This window comes from Ectobacillus antri, from assembly GCF_003852715.1.
Classification (GTDB): domain Bacteria; phylum Bacillota; class Bacilli; order Bacillales; family Bacillaceae_G; genus Ectobacillus; species Ectobacillus antri.
This window is the reverse complement of sequence record NZ_RIAV01000002.1, coordinates 174,472-199,630: the sequence shown is the minus strand read 5'-3', so window position 1 is coordinate 199,630 and position 25,159 is coordinate 174,472. Positions and strand designations below refer to the sequence as shown.

The following is a 25,159-nucleotide window of genomic DNA, read 5'->3' as shown; positions in this document are numbered from 1 at the left end:
AAATATTGCAAATCTTAGAAAGAGCGGGATAATAAAGGGGGATTTATATGAAATACGGTCTTGTTGTGATTTTCGTACTAGTAACACTTTTATCTGTGTATTCCAGCTACAAAACATTAAAAGAAAAGAATATGCTTGGTGCGTCACTTTCTGTTGCCACACTGGTTGTATTCGGTTGGTTCACAATCATGACAATCATCAAAAATGGCTATCCGCCTACACATTAAAAGCTCTGATATCTCAGAGCTTTTTTCATAGCTGTATTCTTTTTCTGTATATTTCTTCCCTCTATTGTTAAGAAAGCGCCGCATACCACACTAGAATGATAATAATATCCGCGAAAGTCCGTTCCTAATCACTCTGTAATTTACTAATACCTGCTCCTAAATTGCTAAAATTACTTGTCTAAAGCAATACAGGTATATATAAAAGTCTGCTATTACGCAGACTTTTTTGTTTTATTTAGTGTTGCCCAATTTTTGTTTTTACTAACCAAGCTCCCCCAATTACCCCTGCATCGTTACCTAGTGTAGCAATTGCCAATTTCGTGCTCTTAGCAACACGTGAAAATGCATACTGTTCAAAATAACGTTGTACGGGATTCAAAAGTGCATCACCAGCTTTTGATACACCACCACCAATAACAACTTTTTCCGGGTTCATAATATTACTGATATTAGCAATTGCCAAACCGAGGTAAGATGCCATTTCTTCTACCACTTGCTTTGCCAAAGCATCTGCTTCTGCTGCTTCAAACACATCTTTAGACGTAACCATTTCAAGCTGAGACAATTGACTCTCTTCACTTTTTGCAAGGGCTTCTCTAGCCAAACGTGCAATACCTGTTGCTGATGCTACAGTTTCCAAGCATCCCGTTTTTCCACAGTTACAAGGCGCTCCTCCATGGGGTACAACCGTAATATGACCGATTTCGCCAGCGGCACCGCTCACACCGTGTACAATTTCGCCGTTCGCAATCACACCGCCACCTACACCTGTTCCCAACGTTACACAAACAAGATCTTTAGCACCTTCTCCGGCACCTTTCCACATCTCACCAAGAGCTGCAATATTAGCATCATTATCAACAATAACCGGAAGCCCTGTTTCAACTTCTAATAAATCCTTTAATGGATAGTTTTTCCACCCTAGGTTAATCGCCTCATAAATCACACCTGTTGTTAAATCAACCGGACCAGGTGCCCCCATACCGATACCTAACAAGCGTTGCTTCATCTCACCTAACTCATGCAACTTTTTATCAATCGCTTTGGCAATATCCAAAGTGATATGCTTACCGCTTTCACTGATGTTCGTTGGAATCTCCCATTTATGAAGGATTTCACCGTACATACTGATAAATGCTAACTTAATCGTCGTTCCACCAAGATCGACACCAACCAACCATTTGTCTTCCATTTTATTACCGTCCTCACCGCATTTTTTCTTTTAATTGCTGCACTTCACTGCGAAGCACCATCAATGCCGCTTCATATGTTTGTTTTTCAATCAGCTGTGATTGTGACAACTCACGTAACTCATCTTCCATCAATTCTAGGTCCGCAATGCGATCACCTGTATAAATAATGGTTCCAAACCGTTTTAAAAGCTGCTGAATGTCATAAATGGATGTCATCTTCTCACCCTTTACCTATCCTTAAGAAAACGTTCACATCTTTTATTATAAAAAGAAGCACATCATGCGTCAATTTGTGACATGAATCCTATAGCTTTCCTATAGCTTTCCTATAAAAATATCTGTTTCTGTAATTACTTTTTGTACATATTGATCGTGCATATCCATCGGTATCGACGAAATAATTTGCTCAGCAAATGCTAAGGCAACTGTTCTCCCTTTGTACTTTGATAAATACCGGTCATAATAACCACCACCATACCCTATCCTGGCACCTTCCCTTGTAAAAGCTACACCAGGAATAAGCATAAGTTCAATTTCATCGGGAGTTGCAAGTACAGTTTCAGCAGGAATTGGCTCTTGAAGTTCCATATAAATAGTCTCTAACTGTTTGAATGAGGTAATATACCGAAATTCCATGTCTCTTGTTTTAGGTGTACATTTTGGAACAGCTACCTTTTTGCCCATTTGCCATGCATGTTTGATAATGCTGTGTGTATCCGGCTCATGTCCCATTGAGATTGTAATTGCAATAGTCTTTGCTTTTTTCCATTCAGCTTGTTTATATAACTGTTGTGCAAGCACTAGTGATTTCTCTGTACGCTCTTTCAACGTCATATGCTTCAATTCCATTAATATTGCTTTTCTCAGCTCTGTTTTCATCACTTCACCTCTGTACATTACAAAAACTGCAAAGTAAATTGTATGTCACATAAAACCCTGCTAAAGTTCCTTGTTGATTTTCGTTACAGTGATTGACTTTTTCCAAACGAGTGTTTCTCGCTCCAATGAACAAGCGACACTTATTAATATTAAGCTTTAGAGCTACCTAAGCAAGCAAATCCATGTTTACATACAAAAAGCGAATGCCTCCACTGATAGCCATGTACATTAGCTCCACCTGCATCCTTATATCTTTCCAACAAAAAAACAGTAGGAATCCCTACTGTTTACTTTGTTTCGCGGTGTAATGTAACTTTCTTTAATCTTGGGCAGTATTTTTTTAGTTCGATACGCTCAGGATTATTACGCTTGTTTTTCTTAGTGATATAGTTACGATCTCCGCACTCTGTGCATGCTAGAGTAATGTTTACGCGCATGTTAATTTCCCTCCAGTCTTTAATAACATAAATCAGACTTTACTATGATATCACTTTTTAAATAAAAATTCTACACCTTTTGATATTGTCTAATTTTTTCTATTATGTTAAGGATTTTCTTACGTGCTTTAGCTGCATTTGCAGACTGAGCATATACAATAATTTTTGGCTGCTGGGCGTCAGATATAATGTATGACCATTCACCATGCTCATACAAAAACTTAATTCCCTCAGACACTTCAAGTTCTTGTTGTGCTCCTTCTTCAGTTAGCATGCGCATGACTCGCCCTTTTTCTTTCCATGGGCATAGTACTTCGTCCCATAGCAAATGAAAGTGGGGACGATTCTGTACAATGGTATGTAAAGGAGCATTCTCCACTGCCATAATCTCCATAATTTTTCCAACTTGTAATAGTGCATCCTGACCGAACTGACCGGAACGATCTTCGTGTTCAGAGCAGCATATATAACTGCCTCTTTGCTTAATAGTAAGGGGATATACATGTCGTAAAATGTGAGATGCAACCGTATCTTTAATATTCGTATATACATTGCCGTATACATCATATAATTCAAAATCATTGCCTTGTTCTTGCAACACCATGCCTGCATCTGCTCCACTGCTTCGTATCATACCCATGACATCATTAGGATTTGTCTCCACCCATGTAATCCGGCAATGCAGTTGTTTGAAGAAATGTGATAGCATCTCTCTCTGTAGGGAGCTGGATTGATATACACATAGATGAAATGCACATTGGCGAATGCTGCTGACGCGAATTATTTGAAGAATAGCACTTACATATTCTATGTGTTGAGGAGGACACAATACATTTGTTCCTAATTGTTCCATCTCTACATATTTGGATTCATCTAGAACATATGCCGACTCTACTTCTTTTTCAAAGCGACCTGATATAATGGTTCCGCAGCTATCATAAAAACGCAATACAACCTCTCCGTTACTTTGCACGTAAATAAACACACCTCCCTGTACACGAGCCTTTGAAATCATATATCTAAAGCAAGCATCATTTGTGTGTTTGCACTCACGCGTTGTAATACCTGCAGCATGTAAAGTCTCCATAAAAACACGAGTTACAATCTCCGCATAGCGATGACAGTCATATCCTATTAAAATAGTAGCTTTTGATGTAAGCGCGATACTATATGCATGTGCAATTTTCACAATGGTTTCAGGCTTGATGTGTATATTTGCCCTACCTTTAATTTCGCCTCGATAAAATAACGACGCATCATGCTCCTCTTGTGCTGTGACAGACGAAAGAAGAACAGAGCCGCCTTCAATGATTCGATCTGGCCAAACCTTTACATTTGACTTAATAACTGTATTTTTACCAATCACACTTCGATCTGCAACAACGCTTTTGTCGAAAAGAGTAACACATTCTTCAATAATCGTACCATATGAAATAACAGTCCCATTTACTTCCGAACATTGTCCTACATGTACATCATTGCCTATAATGGATTTACTGATTTGCACATCCTCACTAATAAAGCTGTTTTTTCCGATAATTGTGTACGGATGAATCACAGCTCCCTTCTTAATCGTAACACAATCGCCAATTAAGGCTGGTCCTTGAATTTTTGCACCGTTCTCGATCCTGGCTCCCTCCCCCATCCATACTCCGGGGAATACTTCTGTACATTCCATTGATACTTCCACTTTTTTGGTAAGTACATCAAAATGAGCTTGTCGGTAGTTTTGAAATGTACCAATATCCAACCAATACCCTTCACTCATATAACCATACAAAGGTTCTCCTTTACTAAGAAGTGTAGGAAAAATATCATGACTAAAATCATAAAAAGTGTGTGCCTTCATATAAGAAAAGATGGACGGTTCTATAATATAAATACCCGTGTTTACTGTATTAGATACAACTTCATTCCAACTGGGCTTTTCAATATACTTCATAACCCGGCCTTCTTCCTCTGTAACAACAAGGCCGAAGTTGAGCGGATTAGCAACTTCCTTTTGAAAAATTGTAACCATCCCACCTGTACTTTTATGAAAATCCATGCCTTTTAATAAATGAAAATCTGTAAGAGCATCTCCGCTTACAACCACAAACGTCTCATCTAAAAATTCTTCCGCCTGCTTTATACTGCCTGCAGTACCTAAAGGCGGTGTATCTTCAAAATAATATAACTTCATTCCCCATTTACTGCCATCTCCAAAATAGTTACGAATTGCCGCTCCCATGTATTGAACCGTAACTGCTACTTCACGAATACCATGCTTTCTCAACAATTCCAGGCTATATTCCATAACAGGTTTATGCATTAGAGGCAGCATAGGTTTTGGGAGATTACAAGTTAACGGCCTTAAACGCATGCCTTTGCCCCCGGCTAAGATAACTCCCTTCATCCTGTTTACCTCCCCTTTTGATAGACACTATCCTCATATACACGAACGGTATCCATAGCAATTTTGCTCCAACTGTACTGTTTTTTGACGAGGTTATATCCGTTTTGTGCAATTTGACATGCAATTTCAGGTGCATTTATAATTTCTTTGATTCGCATGGTTAAGCTGTGAGCACTGCCCGGTTCCATTTTATAGCCGTTATGGCCATGCTGTACTACTTCACTAAGTCCTCCTACATCTGAAACAATAGTTGGCTTGTTAGCAAGCATCCCCTCTAATGCAACAATTCCAAAAGGCTCATATAAGCTCGGTACAACAACAATATGACAACTTTGCAAAAAAGCACGTTGTTCTTCTTCACTCACATGACCGACAAAATGGATGAATTGTCCTAAACCACGCTCAGCAACTACGTGCTTGTAAAATTCAAGCATCGGACCTTTTCCTGCTATGATAAAGATTAAGGTTGAATCAAATCGAATCAGTTCAGGCGCAGCTTCAATAATTGTATAAAAACCTTTTTCGTTTACAATGCGACCAATTGCAAATACAATAGTACGATTTTGCAAATCATAGGTCCGATACACAGTAGCTAAAGGCTTTGCATTACAGAAGAATGCTTCATTAATACCATTTGGAAACACAAATATATTTTGCAAAGAAGGATTTAATATGCGTAGTACTTCTTTTTTCATATACTCACTACATACGATGACAGCTTGCGATTCCTTTACTAATTCCTTTTCTTTCATATGTATTTCCCATTGCAGGGGTGTATGGATGCCTTGATTTCTGCCATGCTCAGTCGCATGGATGGTAGTAATAAGCGGCAGGCCCTTGCTTTTCTGAAGCTGTTTTGCTGCTTCACCTACCAGCCAATCATGAGCATGAACAAGGTCAAAAGCTACTTCTTCACATAAACATAAAGCATATTGTAAGATAGCTTCATTAAGTTCGCTAATCCAATGATAAAAATGTTCCCGGCTACCCTTACGGCATACACGGTGTACGTGTACAGCTTCCACTTCTTCGTATAACTGGGAACCTTCTACATACGTAGTGATAATATGAATGATATGACCTGCGTTGGCCAATGCTTTTGACAATTCGTGCACATGCCTCCCAAGCCCTCCAATCAGCATAGGCGGATACTCCCATGACAAAATCAATACACGCTTTCGTTCCATACCTTCCCCCCTTATATTTTTATTTTCTCGTATACAAAAATGATAGCACCAGTCTTTTCCATCCACAATAAGCCTATTTTGTCAAATAAACAAAAAATTTGTTGCAACGAACTGAAAATAAATAAAAAAGCGTCCCTTAAGGGAACGCTTTTATTCGTTCAATAAATAATGCTTACCTTTAACAAGGTAGAACACATTCTCAGCAATATTGGTAATGTGATCTGCTATACGCTCAATGTAGCGGGCAATGAATGATAATTGTGTAATCTGATTGATTCCTTCAGGGTTCTGTGGAATAGAAGACATGAAGTCTCGTACGGCTTGTCCGTATAGTTCATCCACCACATCATCCATTTCAGCAATTTGTTTCGCAAATGTTAAATTTTCTTCTTGATACGCATCCATAGATAATTCCAACATAGAACCAGCTTGTTGAAACATAGTTTCTAGTACATTTATTGTTACAGCTACTTCTTTGTCTCCTAAACGAATTGTTGACTTTGCAATGTTAACAGCATGATCAGCAATTCGTTCTAAATCGGTTGCAATTTTAATGGAAACAAAAATACGTCGCAAATCTGTTGCAACTGGTTGCTGCTTTGTAATTAACATTAGTGCTAACTCGTTAATTTCTTCTTCTAAATCGTCCATACGGTTGTCATTATCAATGACCTGCAAAGCCAACTCTACGTTGCGAGTACGCAGTCCTTCCATCGCTATTTCCAACGCTTCCTTAGACAACGCCCCTAGCTCAACCAACTTAGCTCGCAACGTTTTTAAATCGTAATCAAATTGCTCACGTACCATGCCATTACCTCCTGAGATAAATGAATCAGCCAAATCGTCCTGTGATATAATCTTCTGTTCTCTTGTCAGTTGGTGTTGTAAACAATCGGTTTGTATCTGTATACTCCACAACTTCACCGCTTAAGAAGAATGCTGTACGATCAGAGATACGTGCCGCTTGTTGCATATTGTGTGTTACAATGACAATACTGAAGTCCTTTTTCAGCTCTTGAATCAATTCTTCCACTTTTAAAGTAGAGATTGGGTCTAACGCGGACGTTGGCTCATCCATTAGAATTACATCCGGTTCAATTGCTAAGCAACGCGCAATACAAAGACGTTGCTGCTGTCCACCTGATAATCCATACGCGTTGTCATGTAAACGATCTTTTAATTCATCCCAAATCGCCGCACCGCGCAAGCTCTTCTCCACAATTTCATCGAGTGTCTTCTTATCTCGAATACCATGAATTTTCGGACCATAAACAACGTTTTCATAAATGGATTTTGGGAACGGATTTGGCTTTTGGAATACCATTCCTACATGTGTGCGCAATTCTTCTACATGGTATGCCTTATCAAAAATATTTCTGTTTCGGTATTCAATTACACCTGTTGTACGTACAATAGGTACAAGTTCAACCATACGATTTAACGTTTTTAAATAAGTAGATTTTCCGCACCCGCTTGGACCAATGATTGCTGTTACTTCGTTTTCATATATACTTAAATTAATATCTTTTAACGCGTGATCTTCACCATACCATAAGTTTAAATCTTTTGTATCAAATACAATATTTTTAGGCGCTTCTGCCTTAGTCACTTGTTCTTTTGTTTTTACATTTACAACTGTAGAAACCATTTTGTTTTCCCCTTTCATCCACATGTCAGGAAGCATCTGTCTTGCATTCCGTTTGTCCGCGCCACACTCTGATAACATACAGTACGTAATCATATATACATTAGTATGACCGAAAAAATTATTACAATTCTTCCTTAATTACGAATATAAATGTAACGTGGTTTAATCGTATACACGGCAAACGTACTGACCATAACTATAAGAATAAGGTTTAACTATTAATGCGGTTTTAATACTTTGTAAATGTTTTGTAAATAGAGACACTTTCTTTAACAAAAAATTCCTAAAATTACTTATAAATTTTTGCAGCAGATTCGAAAGAGGTCTGCGAACCTATCTCATTAACATCTGTCAATCATTGCAATCAAAGGTTAACAAAACCTTGACAAAAGAGCTTTGCGCCAATATGCGCAAAGCTTTTTATGGATTATCTGTACTCTCCGGTACAATGGTAGGATCTGCTTCTATTTTAACAGCTTCTTTTTTCAGTTCAAAATATGCATCTAACGCTCTGCGACCGATAACTTTATTAATGCGATTATTATCATCAGAAACCCATGGTACAACTACTGAGAAAGCAACCTCTGGATTATCGTAAGGTGCATATCCAACTAACGTTAAATTGTACGTTGGTGGCAATGTCCCCTTTGGACCGCTCTTTCGTTTTGCTTCATCAGGACCATCATAAAAGGTCTGTGCTGTGCCCGTTTTACCCGCAGGCTGATATGGAGCTGTGCCGAACACATTTGTCGCAGTTCCTTCTGAATCGGACATTACAGCTCGAAAGCCTTCTTGTACACGTTTAATATACTCTGTGCTCATATCAATCCGATTTAATACTACGGGTTCCATTGATTTTACCACTTTACCAATTTCACCTGGTTTTGAAACTGGATCGCGCACTTCTTTTACAATTTGCGGTTTGATACGATATCCACCGTTGGCAATGGTTGAAACATATTGTGCCAATTGAAGAGGTGTATAGGTATCGTATTGACCAATGGATAAGTCAAGCAATAGTCCGGGCACTTTTGTTTCTGCTCCTTTAAATCCGACCGATTCATTTGGAAGATCAATACCTGTCGGTACACCTAGCCCAAATTGGCTGAAATAATAGCGCATTGTATCATATGCCTTAGAAGGAATATATAGCGGTGCGCCAGGTACATATTTGGCTCCTGCAATTTCCATCGCAATTCGGAACATATATACGTTAGATGAACGCGCTAACGCGTAGTAATCATTAATTTCTCCCATTGTTTTATAAGACTTTTTAACTGGTGTACCTTTGATTCTGATGGGTTCATCTATTAGTTTGCTACCAGGCTGAATAACGCCTGTTTGAAAACCAGTTAGCACAGTCGCACCTTTTACTGCTGAACCCGCTTGATAAGAACTGGTCATAGTTCCAAGCGCGTAATCACTCACCTGTAGCTGTCCTTGTTCATTCGTGACAAGTTGCTTGCCCGCCATAGATAAAATTTCTCCGTTGCGCGGATCCATCATCACAACAAACGCGCGGTCTAAAAATTGGGTGCCACCCTTAGACTTGGCCACCTTTAGCTCTTCTTCAATAATTTGCTCTACTCTTTTTTGTAATTCCATATCGATGGTCAAAATCAAGTCCTTGCCGCGCTCTCCTTTAGACAAATACACCTGTTCTAAAATATTCCCATCTTTATCTGTCACATTTTTAATTTGTGCCTTTGTTCCGTGCAGCACATCTTCATATTGCTGCTCAATATAGCTTTTTCCAACGCGGTCATTCCGGTTATAATCACGCACCAAGTAATAATCAAGCTGTTCGCGCGGTAGACCTTCATCTGCATTAGTGACTCTTCCCAGTACAGATGTAAACATATCACCATACGTATAATTACGTTCCCAATCTGTAGTTGTATCCACTCCCGGCAAGCGATCTAGATTTTCGCTGATGCGCGCATATTCTTCAGGCGTTACATCTTTATTTTTGATAATTTGCGGTGTCATGGCATAACCACCGTCCATTTTCCGCTTAATCGCTAACACTTCTAAGTCTGCAGGCGTAAATTGATTTAAATCTGCAGCAGTGACACGTTCTAATTGCAAATTATAAATGTCTTTATCGCTCAGCTTCTTTGCTTCAAATGCATCCCATTCTTTTTTGGTAATTTTCTTTTTAGCCTTATCTGGGTTCAATTCAATCCAAAAATCTTTTTTATCTCGCTCTGTCAACTTATCTGTAGGCATATCCATAAGCTTAGCCAATTCTTTTGCAAGCTCAAGGCGCTCTTCGCTCTTCGATCCTTTCATACGTGTATATGTAATAGTTCGAAGTGGTGTATTATCAACAACTGTTCTACCATAGCGATCAAACATCTTTCCGCGCGGTACAGGTGTGTTAACCGTTAAATTTTCCGTACGCTCAACTTCTTTAGTATAGTCTTCTCCATATACAATTTGAACAACACCCAATCGCAAAATGAGCGCAGAAAACATAACAAACACGATGAAAAACAATATATTCAGCCGAATTGGCACATGACTCTTTTTCTTCTTTTGCTTCTTTTTCATGACGGTCCCCCTTTTACAGCAAAGAGACACCTCAGCAGGTGTCCTTGTACGTACAGTTTATTGTAGCATAAATAAACAACTAAGTTAACCATCACCCTCTGTAACTCCTTGTCTTGATCTAGAAACATCTAAACCTTCTGGTGCTTTTTGAGTATGATCAATGTTTCGAATCACAAAATAAATAAGTGAATGTCCGATTCCGACAATCATGAGTAAATATGAAAGGCTCTCTTTTGGATCAAAAAAGCAAACTGCAAATAAAAACGCGAGTATAGAACAAATTCGGCCACCATTTAAAAATAATTCACGAACAACAATATATTCTACACGACGCTCCTTTGCTTTAGTCGCTCTTCCAATTACATCGTATGTCATAGAATTATAAGGCACCAACAAGATAGGGTATGCCACTGAGATACAAGCAGCATACAATAGTAGTTTGGGATATGTAACATCAATTGCCACTAAATAGACAGCGGCATATAAAATAAGCCCGCCAATCAATATCGCTTTTTTACGAAAACGATCTTTAATAAGACGTGTAGCCATATAGTACATTAAAAAGGAAATACCAGAGCTGATTAATCCAAACTTTCCGATCGCAAGTTCACTGCCAGTCACAATGAACACAAATACAGAAATAACAAATATAAATGTTCCTTCGCGCAGTCCTTGAAAAAAATGTGCCCATGTAATTCGCTTCCAATTTCGGTTGTGCTGCCGTTCCTGAAATGCTTCTATTAATTCATATTTTCCATCACATTCACGCCGTGACAGGAAAAAGCTTAATACAACAGCGATGCTAAACATAATTAAAGATAAAATAAAAATAAACGTATAACCATTCCACTTTTTCATGTGCGAAATAATCAGTCCGGCTACAATAGGACCAATCATGCCGGAAAATGATGTTAACAACCCTAAAAAGCCATTAAAAAAGTCGCGTGTTTCTGGTTCCGTAATTTCGAATGTTAACAAATTAAATGCTAACCAATAAAATCCATAGCCCGTACCTAAAATTGCACCAATTAGAAGAATGAATTGGGAGGCGTTTGTACCTAAGACTAGTACTGTAATAAAGAACACTGCAAGTGCACTTACACCAAGTCGCAAAATAATAATTCTGTCAATTCGTTTCGCCAGTTTTCCAGCTATCACAAATGTAAGAGGCTGCAAGACAACAACTGATAAATTGTACAATCCTAAATTAACAAAGTCCTTTGTTTGTTTCCACAGATAGATATTTACAAATGTGTTTGATAGGGATATGGCAAGTGTATAAAGCCCACCTACGATTAAAAGTAAAACCAAGTCGCGATTCACTTGCACATCACCAAGTAAATACTTCATCTTCATGATATAACTCTCCTTTGCTTCACGCTTTAGTCTCTCAAAAAGAGCAAAGAGTATACACAAAACTGCTAAACCGGGCTCACTTTTAACCCCATAAATAAGTAAAACCCCCTTTCTCATGAGAAAGGGGGTTTTACTTATTGCATTATTTTGCGTCTTGGTAACGTTTTTCTACTGCGTTCCAATCTACTACATTCCAGAACGCACCAATGTAGTCAGGACGACGGTTTTGGTAGTGCAAGTAGTATGCATGCTCCCAAACGTCCAGACCTAATACCGGCGTTTTACCTTCCATTAGTGGAGAATCTTGGTTTGGTGTGCTTGTTACTTCTAATTCGCCGTTGTTTACAACAAGCCATGCCCAACCAGAACCGAAGCGAGTTGTTGCCGCTTTTGTAAACTCTTCTTTGAATGCATCGTAGCTTCCAAATTTCTCGTTAATTGCAGTCGCAAGCTCACCTACAGGAGCGCCACCGCCATTTGGAGAAAGGATTGTCCAAAATAAAGAGTGGTTCGCATGACCGCCGCCGTTGTTACGAACAGCTGTCCGAATTGCTTCCGGTACTTCGTTCAAATCAGAAATTAAAGCTTCCACACTCTTTGCAGCAAGCTCCGGATAGCTTTCCAAAGCAGCGTTCACATTTGTGATGTACGTGTTGTGATGCTTTGTATGATGGATATTCATAGTTTCTTTGTCAAAATGTGGTTCTAAAGCGTCGTAAGCGTAAGGCAATTGAGGCAATTCGTATTTCGCCATTGTAAATTCCTCCTAAAGATATGTATTTTGAGCAATATATAAGCTGCTCAGCTTTATTTTACAACATTTTCAGAAAAGTGAGAATTACAAGGTACACTTCTCATCATAAAAGTATCAAATTTTAAAAGGGATTTCAAATGATATGTTTTGCACATGCCAATTGTACAATCTTGTAGACTATCCCGGTTTTGCGTTACAATATGAAGAGTACGTAGAAGGAGGAATACAATGTCCATATTTACACAGCTTGTAAAAAGCATATACTCACCGAAAGATATAGCGCGTTTTCGCTTTCAAAAAGTCGGAAAAACCATTTTATACATATTACTCCTTTCATTGCTTGCAACCATCCCTGAGACAACCCAATTCGGCACAATGCTTAAGCAGCAATTTTCACAGTTGCAAAATATGGTTACTTCAGAGCTCCCGGACTTTACAATTGAAAACGGGGAGCTGCGCGCTAACATCTCTGAACCCATTATAAAAGAAGACGAAACGTTTACCTTTTTATTTGACCCAAATACAACAGAATACAAAAGCGATGCCCTAAACGGGTTATATATCTTACAAGATCGGGCCATTACAGTTTCGGCAGGGCAAGTACAAACCTACACGTATGATACTTTCAAAGAGTGGACAGTTACAAAGGAAGATATAGAAACATTTTTATCACGTGTGAAATCTATGTATCCAATCGCATTGTTCATTATCGGGTTCTTTTTATTCTTAGTAAACGCCTTTACAACTTTTATTGGTGTTACCTTTGTTGCTTTTATCGGTAATATACTGGCTCGTTCTTTACAGCGCCCGATGCAGTATAAACAAGCTTGGACGCTTACAGCCTATAGTTTTACATTACCGACTGTCTTCTTTATTATCATGGATTCTTTACGAATTCATGTAAGTGCGCATCTATTCGTATTTCTATTTACAGCGATTTTTGTTTTATATTTGACTATAAAAGAAATTCCACCAAAAAAGTAAAAGCCTAAATGCCGCAAATGCGGCATTTTTTTATGGGACAAGCATATATTTCTCTACAAAAGGAGTGAGAACTATATGAAACGACTATTCGTTACGTTGTTTATACTCGTAATTGGCTATGCTGTATTTTATGATATCAAAATTGGCACACTGCCCTTTTTAAGCTCTTATCCAATCCAAAAAGAAACAGTAGCTTTACCACAAGGAGAAAAAGCTACTTATAAAAACATTGAAGTGAAAAGCGGCGATACAGCACTGTCGATTGTGGAAGCCATCAGCAAGTCCAAATCACCTTCCATTGAAAAAGTGGTAGCAGATTTTAAAAAATTAAACCCGGGGGAATCCCCCTCCAAACTGCGCATCGGAAAAACGTACAAATTTCCAATCTACCAATAAAGAGAAATTACAGCATAATTCTTGTCGCACAGCAGAAGCATTGATACAATAGACAAGAATAACAAATGATACACACATAACCCTTTATAAGGAGAGCGATCTATTCGTGAGTGAAATTACACATCGTACGAAAACACGTCCCGTCAAAGTAGGGAATTTAACTATTGGTGGAAGCAATGAATTATTCATACAAAGCATGACCACAACCAAAACACATGATGTGGAGGCAACAGTAGCAGAAATTCTGCGTCTTGAAGAAGCTGGTTGTCAGGTTGTTCGTGTTGCTGTTCCAGATGAGCGTGCCGCAGATGCCATTCCTGAGATTAAAAAACGCATTAATATACCGCTAGTTGCAGATATCCATTTCGACTATCGTCTAGCTTTAAAAGCAATTGAAGGCGGAATTGATAAAATTCGTATTAACCCTGGTAATATTGGACGCCGGGAGAAGGTAGAAGCTGTTGTGAATGCGGCAAAAGCAAAAGGTATTCCCATTCGAATTGGTGTAAACGCAGGCTCTCTGGAAAGAAAAATTTTAGAAAAATACGGATACCCTACTGCTGATGGCATGGTAGAAAGTGCTCTGCACCATATTAAAATTCTTGAGGATTTAGACTTTCACGACATCATTGTGTCCATGAAAGCTTCCGATGTAAATTTAGCAATTGAAGCATATGAAAAAGCAGCAAAAGCATTTGATTATCCGTTACACTTAGGAATTACAGAGTCCGGTACATTATTTGCTGGCACTGTAAAGAGCGCAGCTGGTCTAGGCGCTATCCTAAGCAAAGGTATTGGGAATACATTGCGCATTTCCTTAAGCGCCGATCCAGTAGAAGAGGTTAAAGTCGCACGTGAGCTACTCAAGTCTTTTGGACTTGCTTCAAACGCGGCGACACTTATTTCTTGTCCAACATGTGGTCGTATTGAAATTGATTTAATTAGTATTGCAAATGAGGTAGAAGAATATATCTCTAAAATTAAAGCGCCAATTAAAGTTGCAGTTCTCGGCTGTGCGGTAAACGGTCCAGGCGAGGCGCGCGAAGCTGATATTGGTATCGCAGGGGCACGAGGAGAAGGTCTCCTTTTCCGAAAAGGCGAGATTGTAAGAAAAGTGCCTGAAGCGACTATGGTGGAAGAGCTAAAAAAGGAAATTGATAAAATTGCTGAGGAATATGCAGCAAAGCAAGAGAAATAAAAAAGGGAGCGCTCAGCTCCCTTTTACTGTGTACATTTTGGACATTTACCATATACCTCAAATTTATGTCCTGTCACTTCATATCCCGAAAAGCCATCTAAAAGATCATCCATTGGGCACATTTGAATTTCTTTCGTTTGCCCGCATTCCAGGCAAATGAAATGATGGTGATGTTCTTTTACCGGACAAGTAAAACGGAAATGCTTTTCGCCATTCAATTCAGTTTGTTCCACTATCCCTAAGTCTACAAAAATAGATAGGTTTCGGTAGATGGTATCAAAGCTGAGGCCAGGATAATAATCCTTTAAATTCTCAAGAACATCTTTTGCTGTTAAATATTTATTATGCGTGGCAAATAGCTGCAACATATCCTCACGTTTGCCTGTATACTTATACCCTTTATCCTTCATGAGTTGCAGCGCAGATGTTACATTCATTTACATCCCCTCATTACGCAGTTTTTTTCTTTTTCCAAAGAATAGCTCCTACGAGGATTATAACCGCAATGACAACAATTGTGCCACCAGGAGCTAAGTCTAATTGATACGAAGTAATTAATCCACCAACAACAGCTAACTCTCCAAAGAGAACAGAAAACAAGATCGTTTGCTTAAAGCCTTTTGCAATCCGAATACTTGCTGCAACGGGTAATGTCATCAATGATGAAACAAGCAAGATCCCCACAACACGCATAGAAGCCGCAATCACTAGTGCAACTAGCATAATAAATGCAAAATGAATCCATTTCGATTTTAATCCTGTTGCAGTAGCATATTCTTCATCAAATGACAGCAAAAATAACTCTTTATACAGTAAAATGATACTGATAACAACCAGAAATGTAATAGCTGTAATCGCAATTAAATCATTTTCACTCACCGCACTTACACTACCAAATAAATAATTAAAAAGATCTGTGTTAAATCCTTTTGCTAATGAAATAAAAATAACCCCTAAACCGATGCCGCCTGATAAAATAATAGGAATAGCAAGCTCTTGGTAATGCTTATACACCACCCGCAACTTTTCAATAAATAGGGCGCCGCCCATGGAAAAAAGCATACCCATGTATAAAGGATTGATGAACCCTCCTGTAAATACCGTCTTTTCTAGCAATAAACTTGCCGCAATGCCTGATAATGTTACATGACTGAGCGCATCAGCAATTAAGGAAAGACGACGAATGACAACAAACACACCTAATAAAGGAGCTGCTAAACCAATTAGCAGTGCTGCATACAGTGAATTCCTTAAAAAATCATATTGTAAAAAGTCTTGTATCATTGTATCCTCCCGTGCGCGTGCCCATGCTCCAAAACTTGCACATGATGACCATAAAAATTTGATAACTCATCTTTCTTCATCTCTTCAAACTTTTCTGTTTCTCCATGAAAGTGTAAATATTTATTCAAACAAGCTATATGCGTTACTTTATCCGTAATGGTACCAATATCATGTGTGACAAGCAATAACGTGATTCCCAAATTTTGATTTAAATCTCCTAACATACTATAAAAGCTTTCTACATTTCCTGCGTCAACACCCACAGTAGGCTCATCTAATATTAGTAGCTGTGGCTCACTTACAAGCGCACGTGCAATAAATACACGCTGTTGTTGACCGCCTGAAAGCTCTCCAATATTTCGAGCGGAAAACTCGCTCATCCCAACATTAGCAATCGCTTGTTTCACTTTGTTTTTATCCGTCTTATTGAGAAAACGGAATAAGCCTTTTTTTGAAACAAGCCCCATTGCTACCACTTCAAACACAGTAGCTGGAAATCCCGAGTTAAAACTGTTCGCTTTTTGTGATACGTAACCGATCTTACTCCAGTCTTTAAACTTACGACTATCTATTCCAAACAAACGAATTTGGCCGTCTTTTGGCTTTAAAATACCAAGTATACATTTTAATAAAGTTGATTTTCCTGAGCCGTTTGGTCCAACTAGACCAAGAAACGCGCCCTTTGGAACCGTTAGATGAATATGTTCCAAGACATTTTCACCTTCATACCGATATGAAACATTATCAACTTCAATAATAGCGTGTTCTTTCATATTCTTCACCTTTTATATGCGTAATAATTACGATTTGTTTATGACGAGCTTAAACTAAATTATTGTAACGCATTGCAGATAACACGTCAAATAATTAATTTTTAACGATAAGTCTCTGTTAAGATTCGTTGTTGATTTCCGTTGGAAGTCAGGGAGTCTGCGAGATCTCCCTTTGACTCACTTTTCTCGTAAGAGTCTTACACCCTTCACTCCCATTAACAAGTGCTAATTATCAACAGCAGGCTTTAACGGAGCCAATAATAAAAGAAAAAACAGAGCTGCAACAGCTCTGCTAGTGAATTGCCGATTTAAATTTAGCCCCCTGTGTTTCTTGTGTACTCATAATTGTAATAAATGCTGCTGGATCAATTTCATGAACGATGGACTTTAATTTCGTAACCTCTAGCCTTGTCACAACAGCATAGATAACTTCCTTTTGCTCATCTGTATAGCCGCCTTTCCCCATCAACTTCGTTGTCCCTCGGCCTAAACGATGTAAAATAGCATCTGATACGTCTTCATAGTAATCTGATACAATGAGCACGGCTTTTGTTTCATCAAGACCTTGGATAACTGTATCAATTGTTTTAAAGGCAATGTAGTATGTCATTACAGAGTACATCGCTTGCTCCAACCCAAACACAAAGGCAGCCCATGCAAAAATAAAAATATTAATGAACATAACAAACTCACCAACAGAAAATGGCAATTTCTTTGTTAGTAAAATGCCCATAATCTCAGTTCCATCTAATGAACCGCCATGTCTGATTACCAACCCTACCCCTACACCAAGTATAAGTCCTCCAAATACGGTTGCTAAAATTGGTTCTGTGGTAAATGGATCAAAATCATGCAGGCTACTTTCAATAAGAGCTAAACATACAACTCCAAAGATAGATGAAAACATAAATGTTTTTCCTATTTGCTTATAACCAGAATACATAAATGGTAAATTTAAAATCACAACCAACGTAGAGAAGCTTAACCAAGGCATATGAGGTGTTAAATAATCTAAGATAAGAGAAACACCTATAATGCCGCCATCAATAATCTGATTTGGCATTAAGAACAATTCGATGGCAATTGCCGCACAAGCCGCTCCAATAATAATCATCACAAGCCTGTAAATTAAATGAAGTAAACTTTCTTTTTTATGCTGTTTTTTCACCATAATTCCTCCTTAAATATTGTTTTATTTTATTGTAGCGTATGCTTACCTTAGCTTTCCCGGAATATGAACAAGCCGGCTGCACATATATTGGCATAGAACGCGTTACAAGGGGGAAATCATATGAATATCATTCAACATTTAGTGAATAAAAAATTAAATAATATGACTGGTCCCGACTTACTAAAATTAAGTAAAGAGTACAATATTTCTATCACTGTTGAGCAAGCGCAGCAGGTATCCGTCTTAATTAAAGGACAGAACATCAACATTTATAATGACGCAGAACGACTCGCATTAATCCAAAAAATCGCAAAGGTCACGTCACCAGTAACCGCTCAACAAGTCAATACCCTACTACAAAAGCTACTATAATTAGCCTACTATAATCTTATCCAGTAAAGTACGATCAAATGTCCCATTTTTCAACATTTCAATTTCATGCTTGTATGGAGGCTTTTTATTATTCTTATCCTCGCCCACATATGGTGTTTCTAAAATTTTCGGCACGTGAGCAAGCTGAGGATGATGTACAATATAATGTAAAGCTTCAAAACCAATTCGTCCAAAGCCGATATTTTCGTGTCGGTCTTTTTTTGTTCCTCGCTCATTTTTACTATCATTAATATGCAACACGCGCAAACGTTCTAAGCCAACGATACGATCAAATTCCTCCAACACACCGTCAAAATCATTTACGATATCGTATCCTGCATCATGCACGTGACAAGTGTCAAAGCAAACTGAAAGCTTTTCATTGTGCGTAACACCTTCTATAATTTGAGCTAGCTCTTCAAAGCTACGACCACATTCTGTTCCTTTGCCCGCCATTGTCTCCAGAGCAATTTGAACGGATTGATTCGATGTAATCACTTCGTTTAATCCTTCAATAATCTTTCGAATGCCAACGTCGGCTCCAGCTCCCACATGAGCGCCCGGATGAAGTACAATTTGCTTAGCCGCGCGCAATGCTTCTGTACGCTCAATTTCCATTCTTAAAAAATCGACTCCAAGCTGAAATGTGGCTCCATTTTCAGAGTTACCTATGTTAATGATATAAGGCGCATGCACAATAATCTCATCAATCCCATGCTCATCCATATGTAAAAGCCCCGCAGCAATATTCAAATCCTCAATCGGTTTTCTACGCGTATTTTGCGGTGCACCGGTATAAATCATAAATGTGTTCGCACCGTATGAAACAGCTTCTTCACTTGCTGCAAGTAACATTTTCTTTCCACTCATTGAAACGTGTGACCCAATTTTCATCATCATACCTCCAGGCTTTGAAAAAAGATAAAGAGCCTATGCTCTTTATCTTTTTTTACCGTATTTTCTTTTGATTTTCTCACGGTCTTCTGCAAGCTTTTTCTTATACCCAGGCTTTACTTGTTTTGGCTTTTTCACAACCTTTTGTGCCATTATATCCAAGTCATCCTGTTGCTTCTTACGTGTTTGTCTCTTATGACGTGCACCTAATTCTACCCATTCGCCATCTTTTAAATCCATATGACGGAAATTAATATTACGCTTTTCTAATCTTTCTAAAGCATCGGAATCAGACAACTCATATAGGGTAATAGCATGACCGGATTGTCCAGCACGCGCCGTACGACCAACACGGTGTACATAGAAATCAAGATCTTCTGGCAATTCGTAGTTAATAACATGACTGACTCCTTCAATATCAATACCCCGTGCTGCCAAGTCAGTCGCCACGATATATTGATATTCTAAATCACGAATTTGCTTCATCATTTTCTTGCGCTCACGCGGCGTTAAATCACCATGAATTCGACCTACTTTAAGACCACGCTCTGCCAACCCCATCGCAACTTCCTCTGCCGTTTTTTTCGTATTTGTAAATACGATTGCGAGATATGGTTGATATGTCACTAAAATATCTTTTAACAAGTTTAATTTATTTCGATGACGTAACGGTATAATGGCATGTTCAATCTTTTCCGCAGCCACTTGCTTAGGGTTAACCTGTACATACTCGGGATTTTCCATATATTTTTTCATAAACAATTTCAGCTTTTCCGGAATTGTTGCTGAAAAAACAAGCATTTGTAAGGTTTTAGGCATACGGGCTGCAATTTTATCCACTTCTTGAATGAAGCCCATATCCAGCATCAAGTCAGCTTCATCCACAACAATCATGTTCGCAGTATGCACAAATAGCGCTTGCTCCGCTACAAGGTCCTCAATGCGTCCTGGCGTACCCACTACAATATGAGGTTGCTTTTTCAGCTTTTCAATTGTGCGCTGTTTATCCGTACCTCCAATAAAGCAACGAACTGTAAGTTCCTTACCTGCCGGAGAAAACTTCGTTAATTTTAATATCTCTTGATAAATTTGTTGTGCCAATTCTCTTGTAGGTGCAGTAATAACTAATTGTACCTCTTCACGCTCAGCAGCGATTACATTTATACAGGGAAGTAAATATGCGAGTGTTTTACCAGAACCAGTTTGAGATTGGCCAATAACACTCAATCCTTTTTTGGCAACTGGAAAAATTTTTTCCTGGATTTCTGTAGGCTTAGAAAAACCCTGTTCTTGAAGTGCTTCTATAAGGAACGGTTGAAAATCAAACTTCTTAAATGCTTCAGTTTTCATTTCGCCACCTTCTTTCGTTAATTTTTCGTTCAAAAGTAAGACAAGACTATATTATAACAGATTTTTCATAGAAAATCCACGCTAGACAACTTAGTATCTATCATCACAAACACACAATACTTAGCTGATTGAGCGTTTGCGTAAGCGTAACAAGTTTTCTCACTTAACAGTGACAGAATATTGAAACGCTAGAATTTTTCGCTCCATGTCACATAGTCTTAACTGCTCTTATATCTTGATTTTAAAAAGAATGTTGTTTTTCTATTAGGATGTATATAGTTTACTTTTCTGCATCGAAAACTAAACCCTTTTCTCATTTGTGCATATGGTAGTATATACACCCATCAAAGGAGAGTTGTCTTATGATAAGAACACCCTATCCGCACAACATGCAACCACGTCACATGTCACCCTTACCGCCTCAGCAAATGCAGAGGCATCCTCTGCAAGGAGCACCTCATCCTATGAGAATGCCCTATACAAATTCGCCTAGTCCTACTATAAATCCGCACCCTTCTTACTATCAGGGAATGCAGCCTCATATGCAACAAAAGCCACCAGGACTACTTGCAAGGTTATTTGGCAAAAAAACACCTATGCCAGGCCCCAACCAACAGCCTTTTCAGGTACAAGCAAATCATCAGCAAGGACCTGTTCGCATGATGCCTGAAGCAGCATCTGCCGCAGCCGGAGCCGCTACACAAAATACAGCAGGTATTGGAAGCTTTTTTTCCAATATGCTGTCTAACCCATCAGCTATGCTCGGTAACGTAGAAAAAGTGGTAAAGGTTGCACAAACTGTTAGCCCAATGGTTCAGCAATACGGACCTATTGTAAAAAGCTTCCCTAGTATCGTGAAAATTCTTACTTCTAAATCAACAGAAAAAAGTGAAGAAAGTGAAGAAAGTGAAGCAAATACAGAAGTAACTCCTCCCTCAGCAGATTTAGTAAAACCTGTTCAAAAAAAGAAGAAAACGACAGTGCCTGAGCCTGAAGTAAAACCAGAACCACCGGTGAGTAGCCAAATGAAACCAAAACTGTATGTATGATAACTTTTGTCAACTTCCGCTCTGTCCTATATAATGAAAAGGAAAACTATTAAGGATTCCTTGTTAAAGGAGAGGATTAGTTGTGGAAGTTATTAAAATTGCCCCGCGTGGTTACTGCTACGGCGTAGTAGATGCAATGGTTATTGCACGCAATGCGGCACTTGATAAAGAATTACCTCGACCAATATACATTTTAGGCATGATTGTCCATAACAAACACGTAACAGACGCATTTGAAGAAGATGGTATTATTACATTGGATGGACCAAATCGTTTAGAAATTTTAGACCAAATCGAATCAGGTACTGTTATTTTCACAGCGCACGGTGTATCTCCTGAAGTAAAAAGACGTGCTAAAGAAAAGGGACTTACTACCATCGATGCCACATGTCCTGATGTGGCAAAAACACATGATTTAATTCGCGAAAAAAAAGAAGAAGGGTATCATGTGATTTACATCGGTAAAAAAGGGCATCCAGAGCCAGAGGGTGCTGTTGGAATTGCACCTGAAATTGTGCATTTAATTGAAAAAGAAGAGGAAATCGACCATCTTAATATTCCTACAAATAAAATTTTGGTGACAAATCAAACAACAATGAGCCAATGGGATGTGCAACATTTGATGAAGAAAATTCAGCAGCGCTATCCCACTGCAGAGATTCATAAAGAAATCTGCTTGGCCACTCAAGTTCGTCAAGAAGCTGTTGCTAACCAAGCAGGAGCAGCTGAATTGACAATCGTTGTAGGCGATCCAAAAAGTAATAACTCCAACCGTCTTGCTCAAGTCTCTGCTGAAATTGCTGGCACGAAAGCCTATCGTATATCTGACGTAAGCGAAATTCAGTTAGAGTGGTTAGAAGGTATTACACGCGTGGCCGTTACAGCAGGAGCTTCTACACCTACACCTATCACAAAAGAAGTTATTGCCTTTTTAGAACAATATGACCCGGCAGATGAAAAAACATGGGAGCGAAAACGCCAAGTGCCACTTCATAAAATCTTACCAAAAGTAAAAGTGAAATAAGAAAAGAGAAATCGACCACTTAGGCAGTATTGAACAAAAGGCTAAGCAGAACAACAAAAAGGCAGGAGCATGCTCCTGCCTTTTTATATAAAAGTAAAGGGATCTGTATGAACAAGCGAAGCATAAATTTCAACGTCATAGCGCTTTTCTACTACTCGTTGCTTCAATTGTTCTTGCACACCAGTTTTCATAACCTTTTCTACATTATGTCCCGGGTCTACAATGTTAAGCCCCATAAGCATTGCATCATGCGCAACATGATAATACATATCTCCTGTTACATACACATCTGCTCCACTTCGCTTGGCGTGTGAAATGTATTTATTTCCATCCCCACCTAACACAGCTACTTTTTTCACTGTATCTTGTAAGTTTCCAACAGTACGTACCCCCTTGACATCTAAACACTTTTTAACGTGCTGGGAGAATTGCTCTAAAGTCATCTCCTTAGGTAGTTTACCTATTTTACCTAACCCTAATGTTTTCCCTTGATTTTCAATTCGATAAATATCATAAGCAACTTCTTCGTATGGATGAGACTCTAGCATGGCGCGTACAATTTTACGCTGCATGTGCGCGGGAAATATCGTTTCGATGCGGACCTCTTCTACCTTCTCTAACATACCTTGCTTTCCGATATACGGGTTGGTTTCCTCTCCAGGCATAAATGTCCCCATACCGTTACTAGAGAACGTACAATGACTATACCCGCCAATATGACCTGCTCCCGCTTTGCCTAATGCTTCTCGCACACTTTCAGCATGTGATGAAGGAACAAATACAACTAGCTTTTTAAGAACCTCTTCATATGTAGGCACTAATACTTTTGTCTCCACTAGACCTAACGCTTCAGCAAGGAGGTCATTTACACCCCCTTCCCCTACGTCAACATTTGTATGTGCTGCGTATACGGCAATATCATATTTAATACACGTTTCAATAATTTTTCCGTATACATCGTTCGTTGTAATATGTGTAAGAGGTCGAAAAATGAGTGGGTGGTGGGCAATAATAAGCTCGCATTTTTTTGAGAGGGCTTCTTGCACAACCTCTTCTGTTACATCTAAAGCAATCAAAACTCGATGAATGGGCTTGTTTAATGTACCGATTTGAAGACCAATCTTATCTCCCTCTACCGCTAAGTATTTCGGGTACAACTCTTCAAACAGTTCAATGATTTCATAGCCGTTCGGAATTTTCCCCATCATAACACCTCTTCAATTAATGCTATTTTTTGTAATACTTCTTGCTTTTTCTTTTGATTTTCTTCTGTATCGGCTGCCTGTTCTAATTGATGAAAAATACGAGATAAATTTTGTTTTTCGTGCATCCATTTTTCAACAAACACATCACTTTTCTCTTGTAACAAAAATGGTCCGAGCAACATGCCATGTTCTCGAAAAGTAGTGTATGGTGCATTTCCATCTCCACGCTCGGCTACAAGAATTTCATAAATCTTGCCGTCTTCCTTTAAAATGATTTCTTTTATAAGCTCCCAATCATGTTCAACAAGCCACTTCCGAATATTATGAGCTCCAATATTCGGTTGCAAAATGAGACGTTTTACGCCTACAAGTTTTTCCTTGCCATTATCTAATATATCGCGAATCAACGCACCACCCATACCGGCAATTGTAATAACATCCACTTCACCGGGTTCAATAACCGCCAAGCCATTTCCTTTTCGCACAGATATGATATCAGTTAGTCCACATTCGCGAACCTTTGCTAAAGCCGATTGATATGGTCCCTCAACAACCTCACCAGCTACTGCCCCTTTTACAATCTTGCGCAAGACCGCATAACATGGCAAATAGGCATGATCCGAACCAATGTCAGCCATCTTTGAACCTGTCAGCAATTCAGCAGCTACAGCTTCCAGTCGTTTTGAAAGTTTTACTTCATTCATTCGTTTTTCACAAACCCTTCTTTTTTCAATATGATTTTATCATAAGAATTTCAGCAATGAGATGCAAGTCCGACAAACCATACACACTCAAAGCTGCTTCATACAAAATGAAGCCCTCCGCATCTG

Annotated in this window: 26 protein-coding genes; 7 read left to right on the top strand and 19 right to left on the bottom strand. The window is 38.8% G+C overall.

The genetic code is table 11. The features are described 5' to 3' along the window. The first annotated feature begins 47 nt into the window (after window positions 1–47). On the top strand, window positions 48–227 hold the full coding sequence (locus tag EEJ45_RS03455) for a DUF2759 domain-containing protein (RefSeq protein ID WP_124563390.1): 180 nt from the start codon (window positions 48–50) through the stop codon (window positions 225–227). Window positions 228–462: 235 nt separating this feature from the next. Here EEJ45_RS03455 and EEJ45_RS03450 read toward each other — a convergent pair whose 3' ends face one another. The 11 genes from EEJ45_RS03450 to sodA all read right to left on the bottom strand — a co-directional run bounded on the left by EEJ45_RS03450 (window position 463) and on the right by sodA (window position 12,629). Then, a complete protein-coding gene (locus EEJ45_RS03450; RefSeq protein ID WP_124563389.1) occupies window positions 463–1,419 on the bottom strand; it encodes an ROK family glucokinase in 957 nt (318 codons plus the stop codon). A 13-nt stretch (window positions 1,420–1,432) separates the two neighbouring features. Beyond that, the gene (locus EEJ45_RS03445; protein ID WP_124563388.1) at window positions 1,433–1,636 is read right to left on the bottom strand and encodes a YqgQ family protein; all 204 of its coding nucleotides are present in this window, start codon (window positions 1,634–1,636) and stop codon (window positions 1,433–1,435) included. Window positions 1,637–1,735: 99 nt separating this feature from the next. Continuing rightward, window positions 1,736–2,299, bottom strand: a complete 564-nt coding sequence (locus tag EEJ45_RS03440; RefSeq protein WP_124563387.1) for a 5-formyltetrahydrofolate cyclo-ligase — start codon at window positions 2,297–2,299, stop codon at window positions 1,736–1,738. 287 nt (window positions 2,300–2,586) lie between these two features. Next, window positions 2,587–2,736 (bottom strand): 50S ribosomal protein L33, encoded by a 150-nt coding sequence (gene rpmG / locus EEJ45_RS03435; RefSeq protein ID WP_028399211.1) that lies wholly within the window; start codon window positions 2,734–2,736, stop codon window positions 2,587–2,589. Between the two features lie 70 nt (window positions 2,737–2,806). Then, on the bottom strand, window positions 2,807–5,131 hold the full coding sequence (locus EEJ45_RS03430) for a sugar phosphate nucleotidyltransferase (protein WP_124563386.1): 2,325 nt from the start codon (window positions 5,129–5,131) through the stop codon (window positions 2,807–2,809). Between the two features lie 5 nt (window positions 5,132–5,136). Then, the gene (locus EEJ45_RS03425) at window positions 5,137–6,318 is read right to left on the bottom strand and encodes a glycosyltransferase family 4 protein (RefSeq protein WP_124563385.1); all 1,182 of its coding nucleotides are present in this window, start codon (window positions 6,316–6,318) and stop codon (window positions 5,137–5,139) included. A gap of 150 nt (window positions 6,319–6,468) precedes the next feature. After that, entirely contained in the window at window positions 6,469–7,125 is a 657-nt protein-coding gene (gene phoU / locus EEJ45_RS03420) for a phosphate signaling complex protein PhoU (RefSeq protein WP_124563384.1), read from the bottom strand. Between the two features lie 25 nt (window positions 7,126–7,150). After that, the gene (gene pstB / locus EEJ45_RS03415; protein ID WP_124563383.1) at window positions 7,151–7,966 is read right to left on the bottom strand and encodes a phosphate ABC transporter ATP-binding protein PstB; all 816 of its coding nucleotides are present in this window, start codon (window positions 7,964–7,966) and stop codon (window positions 7,151–7,153) included. A gap of 420 nt (window positions 7,967–8,386) precedes the next feature. Further along, the gene (locus tag EEJ45_RS03410) at window positions 8,387–10,519 is read right to left on the bottom strand and encodes a peptidoglycan D,D-transpeptidase FtsI family protein (protein WP_124563382.1); all 2,133 of its coding nucleotides are present in this window, start codon (window positions 10,517–10,519) and stop codon (window positions 8,387–8,389) included. 84 nt (window positions 10,520–10,603) lie between these two features. Continuing rightward, the gene (locus tag EEJ45_RS03405; protein ID WP_124563381.1) at window positions 10,604–11,875 is read right to left on the bottom strand and encodes an MFS transporter; all 1,272 of its coding nucleotides are present in this window, start codon (window positions 11,873–11,875) and stop codon (window positions 10,604–10,606) included. A 142-nt stretch (window positions 11,876–12,017) separates the two neighbouring features. Next, on the bottom strand, window positions 12,018–12,629 hold the full coding sequence (sodA, locus tag EEJ45_RS03400; RefSeq protein WP_124563380.1) for a superoxide dismutase [Mn]: 612 nt from the start codon (window positions 12,627–12,629) through the stop codon (window positions 12,018–12,020). 228 nt (window positions 12,630–12,857) lie between these two features. Here sodA and EEJ45_RS03395 point away from each other — a divergent pair, with 228 nt between their 5' ends. The 3 genes from EEJ45_RS03395 (at window position 12,858) to ispG (ending at window position 15,207) form a co-directional block, all read left to right on the top strand. After that, on the top strand, window positions 12,858–13,613 hold the full coding sequence (locus EEJ45_RS03395; RefSeq protein ID WP_124563379.1) for a DUF1189 domain-containing protein: 756 nt from the start codon (window positions 12,858–12,860) through the stop codon (window positions 13,611–13,613). Between the two features lie 75 nt (window positions 13,614–13,688). After that, window positions 13,689–14,009 (top strand): LysM peptidoglycan-binding domain-containing protein, encoded by a 321-nt coding sequence (locus EEJ45_RS03390; RefSeq protein WP_124563378.1) that lies wholly within the window; start codon window positions 13,689–13,691, stop codon window positions 14,007–14,009. A gap of 115 nt (window positions 14,010–14,124) precedes the next feature. Continuing rightward, a complete protein-coding gene (ispG, locus tag EEJ45_RS03385; RefSeq protein WP_187695345.1) occupies window positions 14,125–15,207 on the top strand; it encodes a flavodoxin-dependent (E)-4-hydroxy-3-methylbut-2-enyl-diphosphate synthase in 1,083 nt (360 codons plus the stop codon). A gap of 23 nt (window positions 15,208–15,230) precedes the next feature. Here the strand turns inward: ispG and EEJ45_RS03380 are convergent, their stop codons facing one another. From EEJ45_RS03380 to EEJ45_RS03365, 4 genes are all read right to left on the bottom strand, one after another. Beyond that, window positions 15,231–15,644, bottom strand: a complete 414-nt coding sequence (locus tag EEJ45_RS03380; protein ID WP_124563376.1) for a Fur family transcriptional regulator — start codon at window positions 15,642–15,644, stop codon at window positions 15,231–15,233. 13 nt (window positions 15,645–15,657) lie between these two features. Then, window positions 15,658–16,491, bottom strand: coding sequence for a metal ABC transporter permease (locus tag EEJ45_RS03375; RefSeq protein ID WP_124563375.1), 834 nt, complete (start codon window positions 16,489–16,491; stop codon window positions 15,658–15,660). Continuing rightward, window positions 16,488–17,264 (bottom strand): metal ABC transporter ATP-binding protein, encoded by a 777-nt coding sequence (locus EEJ45_RS03370; protein WP_124563374.1) that lies wholly within the window; start codon window positions 17,262–17,264, stop codon window positions 16,488–16,490. The genes EEJ45_RS03375 and EEJ45_RS03370 overlap by 4 nt, the downstream gene beginning before the upstream one ends. Before the next feature lie 292 nt (window positions 17,265–17,556). Further along, a complete protein-coding gene (locus EEJ45_RS03365) occupies window positions 17,557–18,435 on the bottom strand; it encodes a YitT family protein (protein WP_124563373.1) in 879 nt (292 codons plus the stop codon). 120 nt (window positions 18,436–18,555) lie between these two features. On the opposite strand from EEJ45_RS03365, the gene EEJ45_RS03360 reads away from it, so the two are divergent. Next, complete coding sequence (locus EEJ45_RS03360; RefSeq protein ID WP_124563372.1) at window positions 18,556–18,807, top strand: DUF2624 domain-containing protein; 252 nt, start codon at window positions 18,556–18,558, stop codon at window positions 18,805–18,807. On the opposite strand, the gene EEJ45_RS03355 is transcribed toward EEJ45_RS03360, so the two are convergent. Together EEJ45_RS03355 and EEJ45_RS03350 are read right to left on the bottom strand one after the other, a co-directional pair. Beyond that, on the bottom strand, window positions 18,808–19,704 hold the full coding sequence (locus tag EEJ45_RS03355; protein WP_124563549.1) for a deoxyribonuclease IV: 897 nt from the start codon (window positions 19,702–19,704) through the stop codon (window positions 18,808–18,810). Between the two features lie 42 nt (window positions 19,705–19,746). Next, window positions 19,747–21,051, bottom strand: a complete 1,305-nt coding sequence (locus tag EEJ45_RS03350; protein WP_124563371.1) for a DEAD/DEAH box helicase — start codon at window positions 21,049–21,051, stop codon at window positions 19,747–19,749. A 362-nt stretch (window positions 21,052–21,413) separates the two neighbouring features. Between EEJ45_RS03350 and vrrA the strand changes: the two genes are divergently transcribed. Next, on the top strand, window positions 21,414–22,100 hold the full coding sequence (vrrA, locus tag EEJ45_RS03345) for a VrrA/YqfQ family protein (protein WP_245999818.1): 687 nt from the start codon (window positions 21,414–21,416) through the stop codon (window positions 22,098–22,100). Window positions 22,101–22,182: 82 nt separating this feature from the next. Then, window positions 22,183–23,124, top strand: coding sequence for a 4-hydroxy-3-methylbut-2-enyl diphosphate reductase (locus EEJ45_RS03340; protein WP_124563370.1), 942 nt, complete (start codon window positions 22,183–22,185; stop codon window positions 23,122–23,124). Window positions 23,125–23,207: 83 nt separating this feature from the next. On the opposite strand, the gene EEJ45_RS03335 is transcribed toward EEJ45_RS03340, so the two are convergent. Together EEJ45_RS03335 and EEJ45_RS03330 are read right to left on the bottom strand one after the other, a co-directional pair. Beyond that, window positions 23,208–24,329: a Nif3-like dinuclear metal center hexameric protein gene (locus EEJ45_RS03335; RefSeq protein WP_124563547.1), complete on the bottom strand. Its 1,122-nt coding sequence runs from the start codon at window positions 24,327–24,329 to the stop codon at window positions 23,208–23,210. Then, window positions 24,329–25,033: a tRNA (adenine(22)-N(1))-methyltransferase gene (locus tag EEJ45_RS03330; protein WP_124563369.1), complete on the bottom strand. Its 705-nt coding sequence runs from the start codon at window positions 25,031–25,033 to the stop codon at window positions 24,329–24,331. The genes EEJ45_RS03335 and EEJ45_RS03330 overlap by 1 nt, the downstream gene beginning before the upstream one ends. Between the last annotated feature and the right edge of the window lie 126 nt (window positions 25,034–25,159).

Bases quoted from the DNA above. Each gene is read 5' to 3' on its own strand.
- EEJ45_RS03365 (WP_124563373.1), bottom strand. From the start codon at position 18,435: ATGGTGAAAAAACAGCATAAAAAAGAAAGTTTACTTCATTTAATTTAC.
- EEJ45_RS03360 (WP_124563372.1), top strand. From the start codon at position 18,556: ATGAATATCATTCAACATTTAGTGAATAAAAAATTAAATAATATGACT.
- EEJ45_RS03445 (WP_124563388.1), bottom strand. From the start codon at position 1,636: ATGACATCCATTTATGACATTCAGCAGCTTTTAAAACGGTTTGGAACC.
- EEJ45_RS03450 (WP_124563389.1), bottom strand. From the start codon at position 1,419: ATGGAAGACAAATGGTTGGTTGGTGTCGATCTTGGTGGAACGACGATT.
- EEJ45_RS03380 (WP_124563376.1), bottom strand. From the start codon at position 15,644: ATGAATGTAACATCTGCGCTGCAACTCATGAAGGATAAAGGGTATAAG.
- EEJ45_RS03390 (WP_124563378.1), top strand. From the start codon at position 13,689: ATGAAACGACTATTCGTTACGTTGTTTATACTCGTAATTGGCTATGCT.
- EEJ45_RS03430 (WP_124563386.1), bottom strand. From the start codon at position 5,131: ATGAAGGGAGTTATCTTAGCCGGGGGCAAAGGCATGCGTTTAAGGCCG.
- EEJ45_RS03350 (WP_124563371.1), bottom strand. From the start codon at position 21,051: ATGAAAACTGAAGCATTTAAGAAGTTTGATTTTCAACCGTTCCTTATA.
- EEJ45_RS03330 (WP_124563369.1), bottom strand. From the start codon at position 25,033: ATGAATGAAGTAAAACTTTCAAAACGACTGGAAGCTGTAGCTGCTGAA.
- phoU (WP_124563384.1), bottom strand. From the start codon at position 7,125: ATGGTACGTGAGCAATTTGATTACGATTTAAAAACGTTGCGAGCTAAG.
- EEJ45_RS03335 (WP_124563547.1), bottom strand. From the start codon at position 24,329: ATGGGGAAAATTCCGAACGGCTATGAAATCATTGAACTGTTTGAAGAG.
- EEJ45_RS03425 (WP_124563385.1), bottom strand. From the start codon at position 6,318: ATGGAACGAAAGCGTGTATTGATTTTGTCATGGGAGTATCCGCCTATG.
- rpmG (WP_028399211.1), bottom strand. From the start codon at position 2,736: ATGCGCGTAAACATTACTCTAGCATGCACAGAGTGCGGAGATCGTAAC.
- pstB (WP_124563383.1), bottom strand. From the start codon at position 7,966: ATGGTTTCTACAGTTGTAAATGTAAAAACAAAAGAACAAGTGACTAAG.
- sodA (WP_124563380.1), bottom strand. From the start codon at position 12,629: ATGGCGAAATACGAATTGCCTCAATTGCCTTACGCTTACGACGCTTTA.
- EEJ45_RS03375 (WP_124563375.1), bottom strand. From the start codon at position 16,491: ATGATACAAGACTTTTTACAATATGATTTTTTAAGGAATTCACTGTAT.
- EEJ45_RS03440 (WP_124563387.1), bottom strand. From the start codon at position 2,299: ATGAAAACAGAGCTGAGAAAAGCAATATTAATGGAATTGAAGCATATG.
- EEJ45_RS03405 (WP_124563381.1), bottom strand. From the start codon at position 11,875: ATGAAGATGAAGTATTTACTTGGTGATGTGCAAGTGAATCGCGACTTG.
- EEJ45_RS03395 (WP_124563379.1), top strand. From the start codon at position 12,858: ATGTCCATATTTACACAGCTTGTAAAAAGCATATACTCACCGAAAGAT.
- vrrA (WP_245999818.1), top strand. From the start codon at position 21,414: ATGATAAGAACACCCTATCCGCACAACATGCAACCACGTCACATGTCA.
- EEJ45_RS03370 (WP_124563374.1), bottom strand. From the start codon at position 17,264: ATGAAAGAACACGCTATTATTGAAGTTGATAATGTTTCATATCGGTAT.
- EEJ45_RS03410 (WP_124563382.1), bottom strand. From the start codon at position 10,519: ATGAAAAAGAAGCAAAAGAAGAAAAAGAGTCATGTGCCAATTCGGCTG.
- EEJ45_RS03455 (WP_124563390.1), top strand. From the start codon at position 48: ATGAAATACGGTCTTGTTGTGATTTTCGTACTAGTAACACTTTTATCT.
- EEJ45_RS03355 (WP_124563549.1), bottom strand. From the start codon at position 19,704: ATGATGAAAATTGGGTCACACGTTTCAATGAGTGGAAAGAAAATGTTA.